Source organism: Cupriavidus sp. FW216-B1 (assembly GCF_058789195.1).
This window is the reverse complement of sequence record NZ_JBYTEL010000021.1, coordinates 86158-104059: the sequence shown is the minus strand read 5'-3', so window position 1 is coordinate 104059 and position 17902 is coordinate 86158. Positions and strand designations below refer to the sequence as shown.

18 protein-coding genes are annotated in these 17902 nt (G+C 70.8%); 13 read left to right on the top strand and 5 right to left on the bottom strand.

From position 1 onward, the window contains the following. The first annotated feature begins 216 nt into the window (after positions 1-216). From AC3WXD_RS29030 to rfaE2, 7 genes are all read left to right on the top strand, one after another. Positions 217-1251, top strand: coding sequence for a Bug family tripartite tricarboxylate transporter substrate binding protein (locus AC3WXD_RS29030; protein ID WP_020206564.1), 1035 nt, complete (start codon positions 217-219; stop codon positions 1249-1251). 71 nt (positions 1252-1322) lie between these two features. Continuing rightward, a complete protein-coding gene (locus AC3WXD_RS29025; protein WP_020206565.1) occupies positions 1323-2306 on the top strand; it encodes a fumarylacetoacetate hydrolase family protein in 984 nt (327 codons plus the stop codon). A gap of 163 nt (positions 2307-2469) precedes the next feature. Next, complete coding sequence (locus tag AC3WXD_RS29020; protein ID WP_020206566.1) at positions 2470-3351, top strand: enoyl-CoA hydratase/isomerase family protein; 882 nt, start codon at positions 2470-2472, stop codon at positions 3349-3351. Between the two features lie 112 nt (positions 3352-3463). Then, positions 3464-4405 (top strand): PhaM family polyhydroxyalkanoate granule multifunctional regulatory protein, encoded by a 942-nt coding sequence (locus tag AC3WXD_RS29015; protein ID WP_492325199.1) that lies wholly within the window; start codon positions 3464-3466, stop codon positions 4403-4405. Positions 4406-4443: 38 nt separating this feature from the next. Then, positions 4444-5685: a patatin-like phospholipase family protein gene (locus AC3WXD_RS29010; RefSeq protein WP_492325198.1), complete on the top strand. Its 1242-nt coding sequence runs from the start codon at positions 4444-4446 to the stop codon at positions 5683-5685. Positions 5686-5895: 210 nt separating this feature from the next. Further along, on the top strand, positions 5896-6759 hold the full coding sequence (locus AC3WXD_RS29005) for a ferritin family protein (RefSeq protein WP_020206569.1): 864 nt from the start codon (positions 5896-5898) through the stop codon (positions 6757-6759). Between the two features lie 136 nt (positions 6760-6895). Further along, the gene (rfaE2, locus tag AC3WXD_RS29000; RefSeq protein WP_020206570.1) at positions 6896-7390 is read left to right on the top strand and encodes a D-glycero-beta-D-manno-heptose 1-phosphate adenylyltransferase; all 495 of its coding nucleotides are present in this window, start codon (positions 6896-6898) and stop codon (positions 7388-7390) included. 43 nt (positions 7391-7433) lie between these two features. Here rfaE2 and AC3WXD_RS28995 read toward each other — a convergent pair whose 3' ends face one another. The 3 genes from AC3WXD_RS28995 to AC3WXD_RS28985 form a co-directional block, all read right to left on the bottom strand. Next, positions 7434-8156 carry an SPOR domain-containing protein gene (locus AC3WXD_RS28995; RefSeq protein ID WP_492325197.1) on the bottom strand — a complete coding sequence of 241 codons (723 nt, stop codon included), beginning with the start codon at positions 8154-8156 and terminating at the stop codon, positions 7434-7436. 71 nt (positions 8157-8227) lie between these two features. Further along, on the bottom strand, positions 8228-9079 hold the full coding sequence (locus AC3WXD_RS28990; protein WP_492325208.1) for a type III pantothenate kinase: 852 nt from the start codon (positions 9077-9079) through the stop codon (positions 8228-8230). An 11-nt stretch (positions 9080-9090) separates the two neighbouring features. Continuing rightward, positions 9091-9975, bottom strand: a complete 885-nt coding sequence (locus tag AC3WXD_RS28985; RefSeq protein WP_492325196.1) for a biotin--[acetyl-CoA-carboxylase] ligase — start codon at positions 9973-9975, stop codon at positions 9091-9093. 224 nt (positions 9976-10199) lie between these two features. Here AC3WXD_RS28985 and AC3WXD_RS28980 point away from each other — a divergent pair, with 224 nt between their 5' ends. The 6 genes from AC3WXD_RS28980 (at position 10200) to AC3WXD_RS28955 (ending at position 15546) form a co-directional block, all read left to right on the top strand. Next, on the top strand, positions 10200-11372 hold the full coding sequence (locus tag AC3WXD_RS28980) for an MlaE family ABC transporter permease (protein ID WP_369796940.1): 1173 nt from the start codon (positions 10200-10202) through the stop codon (positions 11370-11372). Continuing rightward, entirely contained in the window at positions 11369-12241 is an 873-nt protein-coding gene (locus tag AC3WXD_RS28975; protein WP_020206575.1) for an ABC transporter ATP-binding protein, read from the top strand. Before AC3WXD_RS28980 ends, AC3WXD_RS28975 begins: the two co-directional genes overlap by 4 nt. After that, entirely contained in the window at positions 12238-13179 is a 942-nt protein-coding gene (locus AC3WXD_RS28970; protein ID WP_043367619.1) for an MlaD family protein, read from the top strand. The genes AC3WXD_RS28975 and AC3WXD_RS28970 overlap by 4 nt, the downstream gene beginning before the upstream one ends. Before the next feature lie 134 nt (positions 13180-13313). After that, a complete protein-coding gene (locus AC3WXD_RS28965) occupies positions 13314-13925 on the top strand; it encodes an ABC-type transport auxiliary lipoprotein family protein (RefSeq protein ID WP_454730722.1) in 612 nt (203 codons plus the stop codon). Between the two features lie 10 nt (positions 13926-13935). Continuing rightward, positions 13936-15168 carry a VanZ family protein gene (locus AC3WXD_RS28960; protein WP_059414704.1) on the top strand — a complete coding sequence of 411 codons (1233 nt, stop codon included), beginning with the start codon at positions 13936-13938 and terminating at the stop codon, positions 15166-15168. 108 nt (positions 15169-15276) lie between these two features. Beyond that, on the top strand, positions 15277-15546 hold the full coding sequence (locus AC3WXD_RS28955; RefSeq protein ID WP_492325195.1) for a hypothetical protein: 270 nt from the start codon (positions 15277-15279) through the stop codon (positions 15544-15546). 587 nt (positions 15547-16133) lie between these two features. Here the strand turns inward: AC3WXD_RS28955 and AC3WXD_RS28950 are convergent. Together AC3WXD_RS28950 and AC3WXD_RS28945 are read right to left on the bottom strand one after the other, a co-directional pair. Further along, a complete protein-coding gene (locus tag AC3WXD_RS28950; RefSeq protein ID WP_020205371.1) occupies positions 16134-17084 on the bottom strand; it encodes a DUF979 domain-containing protein in 951 nt (316 codons plus the stop codon). Between the two features lie 6 nt (positions 17085-17090). Then, positions 17091-17834: a DUF969 domain-containing protein gene (locus AC3WXD_RS28945; protein ID WP_020423918.1), complete on the bottom strand. Its 744-nt coding sequence runs from the start codon at positions 17832-17834 to the stop codon at positions 17091-17093. Between the last annotated feature and the right edge of the window lie 68 nt (positions 17835-17902).

The window sequence follows — 17902 nt, the reverse complement described above, 5'->3', positions numbered from 1 at the left end:
GCGGAAAAACGAAACGGCGGACGGCAATGGACGGCAATGAACGGCGCGCGTCACATTACACCAGACTCGCCGCGCCGGTTCAGCCATGAATTTACTATAGCGAAATCGATTTACCGATTTTTAAACCGCCGGTAGACTTTCCGCGCATAACGAGCCGCCGGCACGACGCCATGCAATGCACATGGCGCGGCCGCCTTCCATCAGGAGACAACCAAGATGACCCGCCTCGCGCCCCGCGGCGACACCGCCGTTTCCGCATCCCGCCGCCCCTTTCGCCTCGCCCGCCCCCTGCCCCTGCTCGCGCTGCTGGCGCTGGGCCTCGCCGCCGGCCAGCCGGCCCGCGCCGCGGACGCGTGGCCGAGCCAGCCGGTGCGCTGGGTGGTGCCCTATCCGGCCGGCGGCGGCACCGACGTGGTGGCGCGCACGCTGGGCCAGGCCATCACGCCGGCGCTGGGCCAGCAGGTGGTGATCGACAACCGCCCCGGCGCCGCCACCATCGTCGGCGCCGACGCGGTGGCCCACGCCAGGCCCGACGGCTACACGCTGCTGACCGCCGACACCGCCACGCTGGCGGCCAATCCCGCGCTCTACAGGAAGCTGCCCTACGACGCCGGCAAGGACTTCGTGCACGTCGGCCTGGTGGCGCGCTTCCCGCTGATCCTGGTGGCCGCGCCGAACTTCCCGGCGCGCACGCTCAAGGAGGCGGTGGAATACGCGCAGCAGAACCCGGGCAAGGTCAATTTCGCCTCGCCCGGCGCCGGCAGCCCGCACCACCTGGCGATGGAGCTGTTCATGGACCAGACCCGCACGAAGATGACGCACGTGCCGTACAAGGGCGCCGCGCCCGCGGTGCAGGACCTGCTGGCGGGCCAGGTCGACCTGATGTTCCTCGACCTCGCCGCGGGCCAGCAGAACATCATCGCCGGCAAGGTGCGCGCGCTCGGCGCGGCCACGCCGCGGCGCCTGGCCGCGCTGCCGGCGGTGCCGACCGTGGCCGAGGCCGGCGTGCCCGGCTTCGAGGCCTACGCCTGGCAGGGCGTGGTGGCGCCGGCGGGCACGCCGCGGCCGGTGGTGGCGCGCCTGAACGCCGAGCTGGCCCGGGCGCTCAGGAGCCCCGAGGTGCAGAAGCGCTTCGAGGGCATCGGCGTGGAGCCGGTGTCCGGCACGCCCGAGGAATTCGCGCAGTACGCGCGCGCGGAATCCGAGCGCTGGGGCAAACTGATCAAGGCCAAGGGCATCACGGTAGACTAGCGGTCGCGCCGCGCCGGCACCGCGAGGATGCGCGGCGCGGCCTTCCGCTTTGTCCCAATGCACCTGAATACATGAAACTCGCCACCCTCAAGGACGGCTCCCGCGACGGCCAGCTCGTGGTCGTCTCGCGCGACCTCAAGACCGCGCACTACGTCAACGACATCGCCGGCAAGCTGCAGACCGTGCTGGACGACTGGCAGTTCTACGCGCCGCAGTTGCAGGACGTCTACGACGCGCTCAACGCCGGCCGCGCGCGCCACCCGTTCGCGTTCGACGCGCGCGCCTGCATGGCGCCGCTGCCGCGCGCCTACCAGTGGGCCGACGGCTCGGCCTACGTCAACCACGTCGAGCTGGTGCGCCGCGCGCGCGGCGCCGAGATGCCGCCCGAATTCTGGACCGACCCGCTCATGTACCAGGGCGGCTCCGACGACCTGATCGGCCCGCACGACGACATCGTGTGCGCCAGCGAGGCCCACGGCATCGACTTCGAGGCCGAGGTGGCCGTCATCACCGGCGACGTCAAGGCCGGCGCCACGCCCGAGCAGGCCGCCGAAGGCATCCGCCTGCTGATGCTGGCCAACGACGTGTCGCTGCGCAACCTGATCCCGGCCGAGCTGGGCAAGGGCTTCGGCTTCTTCCAGAGCAAGCCGGCCACGGCGTTCTCGCCGGTGGCGGTGACGCCCGACGAGCTCGGCGAAGCCTGGCGCGAGCGCCGCGTGCACCTGCCCATGACCGTGCACTGGAACAGCAAGAAAGTGGGCTGGCCCGACTGCGGCACCGACATGGTGTTCGACTTCGGCCAGCTCATCGCCCACATCTGCAAGACGCGCAACGTGCGCGCCGGCAGCATCGTCGGCTCGGGCACCATCTCCAACGTGGACCGCAGCAAGGGCTACTGCTGCATCGCCGAGAAGCGCATGCTGGAGATCATCGACGGCGGCCAGCCCGTCACCGGCTTCATGAAGTTCGGCGACGCGGTCAAGATCGAGATGTTCGACGCGCAGGGACACTCGGTGTTCGGCGCCATCGACCAGCTGGTGTCGGCGCGCGGCTGAAGTCCGCGCGTGGCGGCGCGGCCGGGCGGCGGCGCGGCAGGCACGCTTATAATTGACCGACCGCCCGGTCTGCCAATTACCACCGGCCGCCGGCGGTGCCCCGGGCCGCCTGGCGCGGCCCGGCCCATGTTCCCCTACGGAATGGCCGAGGCCATCGCTGCCCATGAACGCGCTTCCCCCGCAGTCTTCGCCGCCCTCCCCGCCGCAAGGCGCTACCCCGCCCTCTCCGCTCTCGCCACGCTATGCCCGCTACAGCGCGCTGACGCTGCGCCGGCACGGCCCCATCCTGGAGATCGTGATGGGCGCCGGCCAGTCCGCCAACGGCAAGCTGGCCACCGCCGACGCCAACATGCACCGCGAGCTGGCCGAGATCTGGCGCGACGTGTCCGCCGACCCCGACATCCGCGTGGCGCTGATCCGCGGCGAGGGCAAGGGCTTCTCGGCCGGCGGCGACCTCTCTCTGGTGGAAGACATGGCCAACGACTTCGCCACCCGCACGCGCGTGTGGCACGAGGCGCGCGACCTGGTCTACAACGTGATCAACTGCGACAAGCCGATCGTCTCCGCCATGCACGGCCCGGCCGTGGGCGCGGGCCTGGTGGCCGGGCTGCTGGCCGACATCTCGATCGCGGCACGCACCGCGCGCATCGTCGACGGCCACACCCGGCTGGGGGTGGCGGCCGGCGACCACGCGGCGATCGTGTGGCCGCTGCTGTGCGGGATGGCCAAGGCCAAGTACTATCTGATGCTGTGCGAGTCGGTGAGCGGCGAAGAGGCCGAGCGCATCGGGCTGGTGTCGCTGGTGGTGGACGAATCGGAGCTGGTCGGGCGCGCCTTCGAGGTGGCGCGCAGGCTGGCCGAGGGCTCGCAGACCGCGATCCGCTGGACCAAGTACGCGCTCAACAACTGGCTGCGCATGGCGGGGCCGTCGTTCGACAGCTCGCTGGCGCTGGAATTCATGGGCTTTGCCGGCCCCGACGTGCGCGAGGGCGTGGCCAGCCTGCGCGAGAAGCGCCCGCCGCGGTTCGACCGGGCCGGCGACTGACGCGGCACCGACGCAGTAACCCAGGCAGCACCCAGGCAGCACGCAGCACGATTGATGCAGTTCGACCCAGCAGCCGGCGCCGCCGGCTGCCGACCCGCGGAGGCGAGTAACCATGTTCGGCCAGATTCCAGATTTCACCAACGGCTTCGAGTTCCTGCGCAAGATGTGGGGCAGCGCCGCGGGCATGCCCGGCGGCCTGATGCCCGGCCTGCAGGCCATGACCCCGCCGATGGACCTGGAAGAACTGGAAAAGCGCATCCACGACCTAAAGGCCGTGGAGGGCTGGCTGCAGCTCAACGTCAACCTGCTGCGCACCACCATCCAGGGCCTGGAAGTCCAGCGCGCCACGCTGGTGGCCTTGCAGACCTTCGGCAGCGCGCTCTCGCCCGAGGCCATGCAGAGCGCGATGGAAAACGTGGCGCGCGCCGCCAACGCGCCCAGCGCGGTGCCGCCGCACCAGCGCAGGGAGGAGCCCGCCGGCTTCGGCGCGCGCGCCGAGCCCACGGTGGAGGAAAACGAGGACGACGAGGACGAAGGCCCGCCCGAAGCCGCGCAGGCACCCCAGGCCGAGGCCGGCGAGGCCAAGAACCAGGACAGCGCCGCGGCGCCCAACGCCGGGCTCTGGTGGGACATGCTGCAGCAGCAGTTCAACCAGATCGCCGCCAGTGCCGCCAGCGCCAGCCTGAACCCGTTCGGCAACCTCGGCGGCTTCGGCATGCCGGGCGCCGCGCCAGCCGCGCCGGCGCGTGCCGGGAAGGCCGCCGACCCGGCCCGGCCGGCGAAGAAAAAGGCCGCGGCCCGCAAGGCCGGCGCCAAATCCACGTCCAAGTCCGCGTCCAAGTCCAAGCCCAAGACCACATCCGGGCCCGTACCCGGGACTGCGGCCAAGACGGTAGCCAAGACCGCGTCCAAGACCGCCGCCAGGCCCGCGCGCAAGGCGCCGGCCCCGCGCCCGGCGGCCGTGCAGGACACCGCCACGCCCGCCGACACCGCGCCCGGCACCGCGCCCGGGACTGGCGGCAAGCCGGACACCGAGCCCGGCGGCGAGCGCTGACCGACCGCCCCACCGCCCCCGAGCCCAGCCCCCGACGCATGCCGGCACCGAAACCGACTTCACTCATCATGATGGGCGGCGGCGCGCGCGCCGCCTACCAGGCCGGCGTGCTGCGCGGCATCGCGCGCATCGCCGCGCGCCACGGGCTGGACCGCGGCCGCATTCCGTTCGACATCATCTGCGGCACCTCGGCCGGCGCCATCAACGGCGCCGGCATGGCCATCAACGCCGCCAACTTCCGCGCCGCCGCCGACAGCCTGGCCGCGCTGTGGAGCGGCATCCATGCCGAGGACGTCTACCGCACCGGGCTGGTGGGCGTGGGCGCCTCGGGCGCGCGCTGGCTGTCCGCGCTGGCCTTCGGCTGGGTCACGCGCCGCGCGCCGCGCGCGCTGTTCGACAACGAGCCGCTGGGCGGCATGCTGGGCGAGCTGTTCGATCCCGAGCGCGTGCAGGTCAGCCTCGACGCCGGCGACCTGCAGGCCTTCGCCGTGACCGCGCTGTCCTACACCACCGGGCGCCACGTCACCTTCTACCAGTCGCACCACCGCATCCACCCGTGGAAGCGCAGCCAGCGGCTGGCGGTGGAAGCGAAGATCGGCGTGGACCACCTGCTGGCCTCGTCCTCGATCCCGTTCCTGTTCCCGGCGCTGCCGCTCGAGCTGGAAGGCCATCACGAGTGGTTCGGCGACGGCACCATGCGCCAGATGTCGCCGCTGTCGCCGGCCATCCACCTGGGCGCGTCGCGCATCCTGGCCATCGGCGCCGCCTCGCGCCAGCGCCCGGGCTGGTTCGACACCGTGCCCGCGGGCGGCTACCCGTCGCTGGCGCAGGTGGGCGGGCAGGCGCTGGCCAGCATCTTCCTCGACGGCCTGTCGGCGGACCTGGAGCGCCTGCAGCACATCAACAGCCTGCTCGCGCGCATGCCGGAGATCGCCAACGACAGCGAGGGCTGGCGCCCGGTGGAGGTGATGACGATCTCGCCCAGCGAGCCCGTCGAGGCCATCGCCGCGGCGCACGTGCACCGGCTGCCGCGCACCGTGCGCGCCCTGCTGACCCCGCTCGGCGGCACCGAGGCGCGCGGTGCCGCCTTCGCCAGCTACCTGCTGTTCGAGCCCGAGTTCACCCAGGCGCTGATCGACCTCGGCGAGCGCGACGCGATGGCGCAGCAGCACGAGCTCGCCGCCTTCCTGTACGGCGTCATCCCGCCCGACGGCGACGCGCCCGATGCGGCGGCGGCCGCGCCCGCCGAGCTTGCGCCGCCGGCCGGCGTGACGGCCTGAGCGGACCGGCCCGGCGCGTATCCCGGCGGGCGCTTTTCCAGGCGCATGCCGCATGCGGGCGGCCGGCAAGCGGCCAGCCGCGCGCGATATTCGCCCATAACTTGGTGTTTTGCCGCCCCGGATGTCTCCAGCCGCTTGCATTCAGCGCAAAAAGGGCGTTGGGAATAATTCGCATCTGTTAGAATCTGCCCGTAATTTCAAAGGCTTACCATGCTCTACCCCGAACTGTTCAAATCGCTGGAAGCGGTCCGTTGGCACATGGACAAGGACATCCCCTGGGATTCCTTCGACGCGAGCCTGCTCACCGACGACCAGGCCAAGACGATTCGCATGAACGCCATCACCGAATGGTCGGCCCTGCCCGCCACCGAGATGTTCCTGCGCGACAACCGCCACGATTCCGACTTTTCGGCCTTCATGAGCATCTGGTTCTTCGAAGAGCAGAAGCATTCGCTGGTGCTGATGGAATACCTGCGCCGCTTCCGCCCGGACCTGGTGCCGACCGAGGAAGAGCTGCACGCGGTGCGCTTCGAGTTCGACCCGGCTCCGCCGCTGGAAACCCTGATGCTGCATTTCTGCGGCGAGATCCGCCTCAACCACTGGTATCGCCGCGCCGCCGAATGGCACACCGAGCCCGTGATCAAGCAGATCTACCGCACGCTGTCGCAGGACGAGGCCCGCCACGGCGGCGCCTACCTGCGCTACATGAAGAAGTATCTGGTCCAGTTCGGCGACAGCGCGCGCTCGGCCTTCGCCAAGATCGGCGTGCTGATGGCCTCGGCGCGGCGCACCGACAAGCCGCTGCACCCGACCAACCTGCACGTCAACAAGACGCTGTTCCCGAACGACACCATCCAGTCGCGCCTGCCCGACCCGGACTGGCTCGAGCACTGGCTCGACGAGCAGATCCGCTTCGACGAAGGCTGGGAGAAGAAGGTCATCGAGCGCATCCTGCACAATATGTCGCTGCTGTTCGAGCGCACCTTCGAGACGGTGCAGGACCTGAACCGCTACCGCAAGGAACTGAACGCGCGCCTGCAGGCCGCGGGCGGCGCCCAGCCGGCGCAGGCCTGATCCTTCAGGCGATGGGCTCCGTCGGATGACGGCGCTTCAGGCCGCCGGCGACGTCAGCCTGCCGGAGGTCTGCCAGCCACCCGAAGCCCCATCGTATGATGGGGCTTTGTCTTTTCCAGCCAAACCCGCCACCGCCATGCTCCCCGCTTCCTTCGAATCCAAACTGGTCCCGCCCGACGACGCCGCCGCGCTGGCCCGGCAACTGGCCGCGCTGCCGCGCCCGATGGTCTTCACCAACGGCGTGTTCGACATCCTCCACCGCGGCCACGCCACCTACCTGGCGCAGGCCAGGGCGATGGGCGCGAGCCTGGTGGTGGGCGTGAACAGCGACGCCTCGGTGCGCATGCTGGGCAAGGGCGACGACCGCCCGCTCAACCACGAAGCGGACCGCATGGCGCTGGTGGCCGCGCTCGCCTCGGTGGACCTGGTGGTGATGTTCCGCGAGAAGACGCCGGTGGAGCTGATCCGGCTGGTGCGCCCGGACATCTACGTCAAGGGCGGCGACTATGACATCGACACGCTGGAAGAAACCCGGCTGGTGCGCAGCTGGGGCGGGCAGGCGCACGCCATCGCGTTCCTGCACGACCGCTCCACCACCAAGCTGCTGACCAAGGTGCGCCAGGGCGGCTGAACCCCGGGCCGCGCAACCACGCCAGGATTCTCTTGAAACAGCCTCAGGCGCAGGTCAGCAGGTCGGACACGCCGTAGCGCCGGCGCACCTCGTCGAGCCGCGTGCGCAGCGCGGCGTCGGCGTTGCGCACGCGCAGCCACTGGCGCGTGAGCGGATGCGGCGCGTCGCTCAGCAGCGCGGTGCGCACGCCGTGCTCGCGCAGGTTGTCCAGGAAATGCTCGGCGTGGTCGCGCTCCTGGAACAGGCCCAGCGATACCGTGTAGGTCTGCGGCGAGCCGCCGCTGACCACCGCCACGTCGGTGACGTTGCGCCGGCGCAGCTCGCCGAGCTTGCGCTCCACGCTCTCGCGCGAAGGCTGCGGCGGCAGGTGGACCCACCAGCGCGCCTGCTCCTGCCGCTCGAACTGCTCCACCCGCCACGCGCCCGGCGGCGCGCCGGCCAGCTCGTCGGCCACGCGCCGCACCAGATCCCCGTTGAAGCCGCCGATTTCCACGCAGGCCGATGCCACCGGCGTGAGCGCGGCCGCCTGCGCGGCGCTGGCGCCCGGCGGCGTGGCCGGCGCCGCCACCGCGGGCGCGGAGGCCGCGCCCTGCTGCCCGGCCATCTGGCGGAAGCGCTCGGCGCGCGCCTGCTGGGCGGCGCGCTCGGGCTCGCGCGGGCTTTCGAGCCAGCCCGACAAGGGCCGCGGACCGAAGGCGCCGAGCACGGCGGCCAGCAGCAAGGCGTTGCACAGGACCAGCAGGATGAGCAGGTTTCGCAGGAGCATGGGGCGATGCGGGCGGAACGTCAGGCAGCGCGCGCGCGGCGCGCGGAACAGGTTGGGAAGACCATGCGCGGTCAGTCCGGCAGGATGCCCGCGCCGTGCTGCGCGGCCATGACATGCAGGCCGAGCAGCACGAGATTATCGTGCATCTCGAACGGCATGCAGAGCGCCTGGGCGAGGATGTGGCGCGCGCCGCCCGAGATCAGGCAGCGCACCGGGCCGCGTCCGGACAGCGCGCGCCAGGTGCGCTCCACCGCACCGGCCTGCGCGGCCAGGCAGCCGGCGGCGATGGCGTCGCGCGTGTTGTCGGCCCACGGCACGGACAGGCCGGCATCGCTGGCGTCCAGCGTGGGCAACTGCGCCGTGTTGCGCGCCAGCGCGCCCAGCATCAGGTCCACCCCGGGCAGGATCAGGCCGCCTTCGAAGCGGTCCTGCGCGCTCACCACGTCGAGCGTGGTGGCGGTGCCGGCGGTGACGATCAGCAGCGCGCCCTGCGGGCGGTAGCGGCGCGCGCCGATGCTGCCGGTCCAGCGGTCCACGCCGAGCTGGCAGGGATCGCGGTAGCCGTTGACGAGGCTGCCGAAGCGCGGCGCCGAGCGCACCCAGGTGACGCCGGCGCCGGCGCCGAACACGGCATCGAGCGCGGCCCGCAGGCTGGCCGCCACGGCCGTGCCGGCCACGTTGCTGACCCACACCTGCGGCCGCGCGCCGCCAGCGGCGTCGCGCAGCGCGCCCCACTGCGGCAGCAGCGCGGCGAGCTCGCCGTGGGCCGCCGCGCCGGCGTGCCGCCACGGCGTGGGCAGCGGGCCGTCGGCCGGCGCATCGGCGGCGGCGGCGTCAGCGGCAGCGGCGGGCAAGTCCTGCGTGCACCAGGCCCATTTCAGGCGAGTGTTGCCGATGTCGATCAGCAGCCGCGGGGCCGGCATGGCGGCGGCGCTCATGCCGGCCCCCCGCCCGCGCCGGCCGGCGCGGCCCGCAGCGATACCTCGCCGCTGGAGATGCGCTCCAGCCCGGCGGCCGTTTCCAGCAGCAGGTGGCCGTCGCCGTCGACGCCGCGCGCCAGGCCCTCGGCCTGCACCTGGCCGTCGTGCAGCAGGCACACCGGCTGGTCGCGGAAGGCGTCGCGCGCCGACCAGCGCGGCGCCATCGGCGCGAAGCCGTCGGCGATGAACGTCGCGCGCATCGCCGCCAGCCGGTTCAGCACGGCGGCCAGCAGCGCGGTGGGATCGGGCGCGGGCAGGTATTCGGCCACACCGGCCAGCTCGCGCCCGAGCGCGGCTTCCATCTGCGCGTCGCGCACCAGGTTCAGGCCGATGCCGATCACCGCCCAGACCCGCCGCGGCCCCGCCGGCACCGACTCGATCAGGATGCCGGCCAGCTTGCGGCCGCCGATCTGCAGGTCGTTGGGCCATTTGAGGCGGACCGCGGCGCCCAGGCGCGCGTCGTGGTCCGCCAGCGCCTCGGCCAGCGCCAGGCCGACCGCCAGGCTCAGCCCGCTGAGCTGCGACGGCGCCAGCGGCAGCGGCAGCGCGACCGAGAAGGTCAGCCCGGCCTGTCCCTGCCACGGGCGGCCCTGGCGCCCGCGCCCGGCGGTCTGGTTGTAGGTCAGGCGCAGCGTGCCGGCCTCGCCCCACGGCGCGGCGCGGCTGGCCAGCATGAGGTCGGCGTTGGTGGAGCCGGTTTCGTCGACCGCCCCGAGGGCCCAGCCGCGCGCGTCGCCGTCCAGCGCGGCGCGCAGGCGGTCCATGTCGATGCGCCAGGCCGGCGGCGGCGAAGAGGGCAAGAGTGACGAAGGCGGCGGCAGCGGAGAGTCAGCGGACATGCGGGGCGATGGGCACGGAAAACACGGAAAGCGCGAACATGGAGAAGCGCCGTGGCGCGCGCGGCGGGGCCGGCGCGGCAGGGCCTGCCCGCATTGTAGCCGCGCCGTCCGCGCGGCAAGTGCGCGGCAAGTGCGCGGCAAGCATGGGACAAGCGCGCAGGCGGGACGCACGGAACGCGGAAAATCCGCGGCCGGCGCGCGGCCCCGTCCTTCCGGCGCCCGCTATGCCTGCGCGTGGCTTAGAATCGAGACTTGCCCATCACTTCCCCCATCCATTGGAAAGCCTGAGCACGCCAGCCATTGAAGTGACGCGCGCGGACGGCGCGGCAACGGCGCACCTGCGCGGCGACTGGACCGCGCTCGCGCTATCGGACTGCCATCGCGCCCGCGCGCTGCGCCACGAACTGCACACGGTCGGCGCCGACGCGCAATGGTCGCTGGCGGGCCTGGGCCGGCTCGACCACGTCGGCGCGCAACTGATGTGGCAGGCCTGGGGCAGCAAGCTGCCCGAGCGCCTGGAAGCCAATGAAGCCCAGCGCCGCGTGTTCGGCCGCGTGGCCGGGCTGCGCCGCGAAAACTGGAAGAAGCACATGGTGGACCGCTTCAACCCGGTCACGCTGCTCGGCGCCTCGATCCTGTCGATGCTCGCGCAGCTCGCCAACGGCGTGACCATGCTGGGCCAGCTCGCCTTCGACCTGCTGCGCTTCGCGCGCGCGCCGCAGCGCGGGCCGTGGCGCGAGATCTCCGCCAACATCTACAGCATCGGCTACAAGGCGCTCGGCATCACCGCGCTGGTGGGATTCCTGATCGGCATCGTGCTGTCCTACCTGTCGGCCAACCAGTTGCGCATCTTCGGCGCCAGCATCTTCATCGTCAACATCCTCGGCATGGCGGTGATCCGCGAGCTCGGGCCGGTACTGGCGGCGATCCTGATCGCCGGGCGCTCGGGCTCGGCCATCACCGCGCAGATCGGCGTGATGCGCGTGACCGAGGAGCTCGACGCCATGCGCGTGATGGGCATCTCGCACGGCTTCCGGCTCATCATGCCGCGCGTGATCGCGCTGGCCGTGGCGATGCCGCTGCTGGTGGCCTGGACCGACGTGATGGCGCTCAGCGGCGGCATGCTGGCCGCGCACTTCCAGCTGAACATCAGCGCGGCCTTCTTCCTGCGCGCGCTGCCCGACGCCGTGCCGGTGGCCAACCTGTGGCTGGGGCTCGGCAAGGGCGTGGTGTTCGGCATGCTGATCGCGCTCACGGCCTGCCACTTCGGCCTGCGCATCCAGCCCAACACGCGCAGCCTGGGCGAAGGCACCACCGCCTCGGTCGTGACCTCGATCACCGTGGTGATCGTGGCCGACGCGATCTTCGCCATCCTCTTCAAGGACGTCGGCATATGAACGCGGCAGCCATCGCGCCCTCCGCGCCGGGCGGCGTGCAGCCCGACCAGCGCACCACCGTGATCGAGGTGCGCCACCTGGTCAAGCGCTTCGGCGAGGCGGTCGTGCACGACGATCTGAACCTCGACGTCTACCGCGGCGAGGTGCTGTCCATCGTGGGCGGCTCGGGCAGCGGCAAGACCGTGCTGCTGCGCCAGATCGTGGGGCTGGAGCGCCCCACCTCGGGCACCATCCGCGTGTTCGGCGAGGACCTCAAGACGCTCGGCGCGGCCGCGCTGCAGGCGCTGCGCAACCGCTGGGGGCTGCAGTTCCAGCGCGGCGCGCTGTTCTCGGCGCTGTCGGTGATCGACAACATCGCGCTGCCGCTGCGTGAACTTCGCACCCTGCCCGACGATCTGATCTGCCAGGCTTCGCTGCTCAAGCTGCAACTGGTGGGCCTGAGCGCGCGCGACGCGGACAAGATGCCGTCCGACCTGTCCGGCGGCATGATCAAGCGCGTGGCGCTGGCGCGCGCGCTGGCGCTGGAGCCGGAGCTGGTGTTCCTGGACGAGCCCACCGCGGGGCTGGACCCGATGGCCTCGGACGACTACGTGGCGCTGATCCGCGAGCTGCGCCGCGAGCTGGGGCTGACCGTGGTGATGGTGACGCACGACCTCGACACGCTGGTGGCGCTGTCGGACCGCGTGGCGGTGCTGGCCGACCACAAGGTGCTGGCGGCGCGGCCGATCCGCGAGCTGGTGCGCATCGACCACCCGTTCATCCGCGAATATTTCCTCGGCGAGCGCGGGCAGCGCGCCATGCAGGCCCTGCCCCCGGCGCCGGCGGCGGGACCGGCAAGTCCGGCGGGCCCGCAACCTGGAGAAGCATGATGGAAAACAAGTCACACGCCTTCCTGGCCGGCGTGTTCACGATCGGCCTGGCGGTCCTGGTGCTGTTCTCGATCTTCTGGTTCAGCAGCGACCACGCCGTGCTCGTGCCCTACGACCTCATCACCCGCTCCACCGTCAACGGCCTCGGCCCGCAGGCCGACGTCAAGTACCGCGGGCTGGACGTGGGCAAGGTGGACTCGATCCGCTTCGACCCCGCCGTGCCGGGCCAGATCATCGTGCGCGTGAGCGTCGACCGCAACACCCCCATCACCACCACCACCTACGCCACGCTGAGCTTCCAGGGCGTGACCGGCATCGGCTACGTGCAGCTCGACGACACCGCCACGCAGAACGGCGGCCAGCCCTCGCCGCACCTGCCGACCTCGCCCAAGTCGGTGGCGCGCATCGCCATGCGCGCGGGCTTCTTCGAGGAGCTCGAAAAGCGCGGCGACTCCCTGCTCACCCAGCTCGAGACCCTGATGGACTCGCTCGGCGACATGTTCCAGCCCAACAACCGGCGCGACCTGATGGAGGCGATCCGCTCGGTGCGCACCACCGCCAACGACTACTCGCGCCTGGCCCACACGATCGAGCCGGCGATGCGCCAGTTGCCGCAGGTCACGGAAAACCTCAACGCCACGCTGGCCTCCACGCGGCGCCTGACGCAGGAGCTGGCCAGCCCGGACGGCACCGTGCTGCGCACCGTGGGCAGCATCGGCCGCGACCTGCAGGGCGCCGCCGATTCGGTGCAGTCGGCCGCCGCCGGCGTCAGCCAGGACACGCTGCCGCAGGTCAACGGCCTGGCCCGCGACGCGCGCCAGACCATACGCAGCATCGACCGCGCCGCCAGCCAGTTCAACGACAGCCCGCGCAGCGTGCTGTTCGGCGGCCCGTCGGCCGCGCCGGGGCCGGGCGAACCCGGCTTCACGGCGCCGTGAAGCCATCGACGCGCCCCCTCGCCACCGCCGCAGCCATCCGCCGCGATAAGGAAGCCGCCATGCAGGAAGCCGCCATGCCGCGTACCCGCGCCAACCCTCCGAGCCAACCGCCTGCGGGCCAACCCGGGCACGCCATGATGCGCCTCGCCGCCCGCTTCCGTGCCGGCACCGGCGCGCTGGCCGCCCTGGCCGTCGCCGCCGCGCTGGGCGGCTGCGCGTTCGCGCCGGCCGCGCCCACCATCACCTACGACCTCGGCCCGCCCGCCGGCGCCGCGCCCGGCGCCACGCCGCTGCCGCGGCTGCGCGTGGCGCAGACCGACGGCCCGACCTGGCTCGACGGCAACGGGCTCTACTACCGCCTGCACTACGCCCAGGCCGAGCGCCTTCAGCCCTACGCCACCCAGCGCTGGGTGATGTCGCCGGTGCGCCTGTTCGACGAGCGCCTGCGCGAAGCGGTGGCCTCGCGCGGCGCGCTGACCTGGTACGGCGACACCGCCGCGCCGGCGGTCAAGGTCGACATGCTGGAGTTCGAGCAGGTCTTCGACAGCGCCAGCGCCAGCCGCGGCGTCATCCGCGTGCGCGCCACGGTGTTCCGCAGCGGCCTGATCGGGCAGAAGACCTTCGTCGCCGAGCAGCCCGCGCCCACGGCCGACGGCGCCGGCGGCGTCAAGGCGCTGGCCGCGGCCAGCGACGCCATCATCGCCGCCATCCTCGACTGGGCGGCCACGCTGCCGCTGCAGCAATAGGCGCCACCGCATGGCATCGGCCCCCCCGCCGTCCTCCCCGCCCCCCGAGCTGCCGTCCGCGCCGCCACCGGCATCGCGCCACTCGCCGCTGGCGCGCGTGGGCCTGCTGTGCTTCACGCTGCTGGTGGTCTACGGCAGCCTCTACCCGTTCAGCGGCTGGACCGACAACGGCATCTCGCCGCTGGCCTTCCTCACCGCGCCCAAGCCGCGCTACCTGACCGAGTTCGACATCATCACCAACGTGCTCGGCTACTGCCCGTTCGGCGCGCTGGTGGTGCTGGCCCTGCACCCGCGCGTGTCCGGCGCGCGCGCCACGCTGCTGGCGCTGGCCGCGGGCGCGGTGCTGTCGGGCGTGATGGAGGCGCTGCAGACCTGGCTGCCCAACCGCATCTCGTCCAACATCGACCTCATCACCAACGCGCTGGGCGCGCTGCTCGGCGGCGCCGTGGTGGCGCCGTTCTCGGCCGCGCTGATCGACCGCGGCTCGCTGCGCCAGCTGCGCATGGCGTGGTTCGAGCCGCATGCCAGCTTCGCCATCATCCTGATGCTGCTGTGGCCGCTGGCGCAGATCTTCCCGCAGGACTACCTGTTCGGCATGGGCGGCATCGTGCGCGAGTGGCTGTCCGATCCCGACTCATGGCCGGTGCAGTGGCTGCAAGGCATGTTCCCCGCGCTGCCCGGCATGATCGAAAGCATCGGCCTGCTGCGCCCCGACGACGCGCAGGGCCAGCAACTGGTCGAGTCGCTGGTAACGGCATGCGGCTGGGTCGGCACCGGCCTGTTCGCCTCCGCCGCGATGCGCCGCCACGCGCCGATGCTGCGCATCCTCGCCGGCCTGCTCGCCGCCACGCTGCTGCTCAAGGCGGTGGTGGCGGAAATCCAGTTCCCCGACGACAACGCCTTCAACTGGCTGTCCGACGCGGGCCGCTTCGCGCTGCTCACCGGCTCGCTGGTGCTGGTGCTGCTGCTGCGCCTGCCGCGCTGGCTGCGCGGCGCGCTGGCGCTGGCCACGCTGATGGTGCTGCTGGTGCTGTGCAACCTGCTGCCGCCGAATCCGTACTCATGGATCTCGGAACAAGGCTGGCGGCTCGGGCGCTTCATCCACTTCAACAGCCTGTCGCAATGGCTGGGGTGGCTGTGGCCGTTCCTGGCGCTGTTTTATCTGGTCTGGCGGTTTGAGCAGTTTCAGATTGACCGGCGGAGTTTGCGGAGGGCGAGGAGGAGGAGGGGTGGTGGGGGGTGAGGGGGACGCCTGTGTCTGTGGGCCTGGCGGCCCGGGATTTGTGGTCCATTTGCGCTGCTTGGCGTTAAGTTTCGGCTTCAAAGTTTGCGGCTGGACGTCGACTTCTGAATGTCAACGGTTGAACGTCAACGGCTGAACGTCAAAGTCAACTTCAAAGTCAAAGGCTTTCGCTCCCCCGGAGCGACCTACTTTCTTTTCCCCGAAAAGAAAGTAGGCAAAGAAAGCGGGCTGCCTGGCCGGCAGGGGCAGAGCCGAACAGGGTTGCTGGTTGTTGTTGGTTTCGTGGTGGGGGTGGTGGTTCTGCAGGGAATCTGCCGGTACCGGTTTTGGCGGCCACTGTCTCTCGGGTGGTGTTCGATTCGTGGTGGCGCTGCATGATGGCGGTGGCCCAGGCCCTTCGGGCTGCTGCCGCGACCGGGGCGGATGCATACGGCATAGGAACGGTGCTGGTTTCGTGGTGGGTGTGGTGGCCCCCCATTCGATCTCACTGCCAAACAGTTTTGACTTGAGAGGCAATCCGATTCAAAGCAACCCAGCACACCCGCGCTGGGTCCACCGCGCCCACCATGAAACCAGTGTCGGTGCTACGCCGTGACCGCCAAAACCGGTAACGGCAGATGCCCGAACCAGCAGTGCGCCCGTCATCATAGGTCTGACCCCGAAACCACTGCAGCCAGCAAGATCGTGGCGCTCCGCACCGGTAACGGCAGGATGCCAGCAGAACTACAGGCCCCACCACGAAACCACCAACAAGAGAAATCCCAACGTTTCTGCCCCTGCCGGCCAGGCAGCCCGCTTTCTTTGCCTACTTTCTTTTCGGGGAAAAGAAAGTAGGTCGCTCCGGGGGAGCGAAAGCCTTTGACTTTGATGTTGACTTTGACTTTGAAGTTAAAGCCTTTAAGGCCGTTGAAGTTAAAGCCCCCAAAAAAACCACTCTAACCCCAACGCCAAAACTCAAAAAAACCTCACATCAAGAAATACAACAACCCAATATTAGCCACCAAAATCAACAACGCCGTAGGCACCTGCGCCCGAATCACCGCATTCTTGTCGTCGAGCTCCAGCAGCGCCGCCGGCACGATATTGAAGTTGGCCGCCATCGGCGTAAGCAGCGTGCCGCAGTATCCCGAGAACATCCCGATGGCCGCCATCACCGCCGGGTTGCCGTGGAACATGTTGACCAGGATGGGCACGCCCACGCCGCCGGTCATCACCGGGAACGCGGCGAAGCCGTTGCCCATGATGACGGTGAACAGCGCCATGCCCACGCAGTACACCACCACGGCCACCAGCTTGTAGTCCATGTTGATGTAGGCGGTGGTCAGGTGCGCCACGGCCTTGCCCACGCCGGCGTCGGCGAACACCAGGCCCAGCATGGCCAGCATCTGCGGCAGCACCAGCGCCCAGCCGAGCGACTCGGTCAGGCGGCGCGATTCGCGCATGCCCTGCATCACGGTGTCGCGGGTGAGCCAGCATGCGGTGCCGAGCGCGATCAGGCAGCCGATGCCGAGCGAGACGAAGGTCACGTTCTTGGGGTCGAGCAGCGGCAGGCCGGCGAGCTTCACGTCCTTGAACAGCACGGTGCCGATCACCGTCACCAGCGGGATCAGCAGCGCCGGGATGAACAGCTTGTTGCTCAGGCGCTTGGCCGAGGCGCGGCGCTCGCCCTCGGGCAGGGTGCCGTGCTTGCCGTGGCCCACGCCGCCGAAGCCGGCGATCAGCGCCATCACCACCGCGCCGATGCCGACGATGGCCGGCGGCAGCTTGTCGCCGACCAGGAAGACCAGCGCGTAGAGCGCCCAGAACAGGCCGGTGGAGAGGCGGCGCGGATGCTCGCGGTCGGCGAAGGTCATCAGCGCGGTGATGGCCAGCACCAGGCCGGCGAGCCAGTAGAGATAGTCGATGGATACGATCATGATGGCTTACTCCCCGCCCTTGGCGTTGGCTGCGACACCGGCTGCGCCGGGCGCGGCGGCGCGGCCGCCCATCTCGCGGGCCAGCCAGCCGTCCAGGCGCTTGAGGCGCACCGCGTGGATCAGGAACGCGCAGACCGCGGTGGGGATGCCCCACACGGCGATGTGCAGCGGCTCCACGTCGATGTTCGACGACAGCAGGAAGGTGTGCATCAGCGCGATCGCGCCGAACGCCACGAAGATGTCCTCGCCGAAGAACAGGCCGACGTTGTCGGTGGCCGCGCAGAAGGCCAGCACGCGCTGGCGCACCGGCTCGGGCAGCTTGCCGAAGCGCGCTTCCGCCGCGCCTTCGGCCATCGGCGCGAGCAGCGGGCGCACCATCTGCGGATGGCCGCCGAGGCTGGTCAGGCCGACCGCGGCGGTCAGCTCGCGCACGCCGAGGTAGACGATCAGCAGGCGCCCGACGGTAGCCGAGGCGATGCGCGAGATCCACGCCTGCGCGTGCTCGCGCAGCCCGTGCCGCTCGAGCAGGCCGATCACCGCCAGCGGCAGCAGGATGATCAGCGGCAGGTTGCGCGTCTTGACGAAAGCGGTGCCGATCGCAGTGAAGATCTGCGTGACCGGCATGCTCGCGGCAAGGCCCGTGGCGATGGCGGCCAGGGCCACCACCATCATGGGATTGAAGCGCAGCACGAAGCCGAGAATGATGATACCGACCCCGACTAGGGGCCAGAGATTGACTGCCTGTTCCATGAGAGACACCAGTAGCGTGTGATGGAGGCGAGTGCCCTGCGCCGCGTCATGCTGCTCGACGCCCGCGG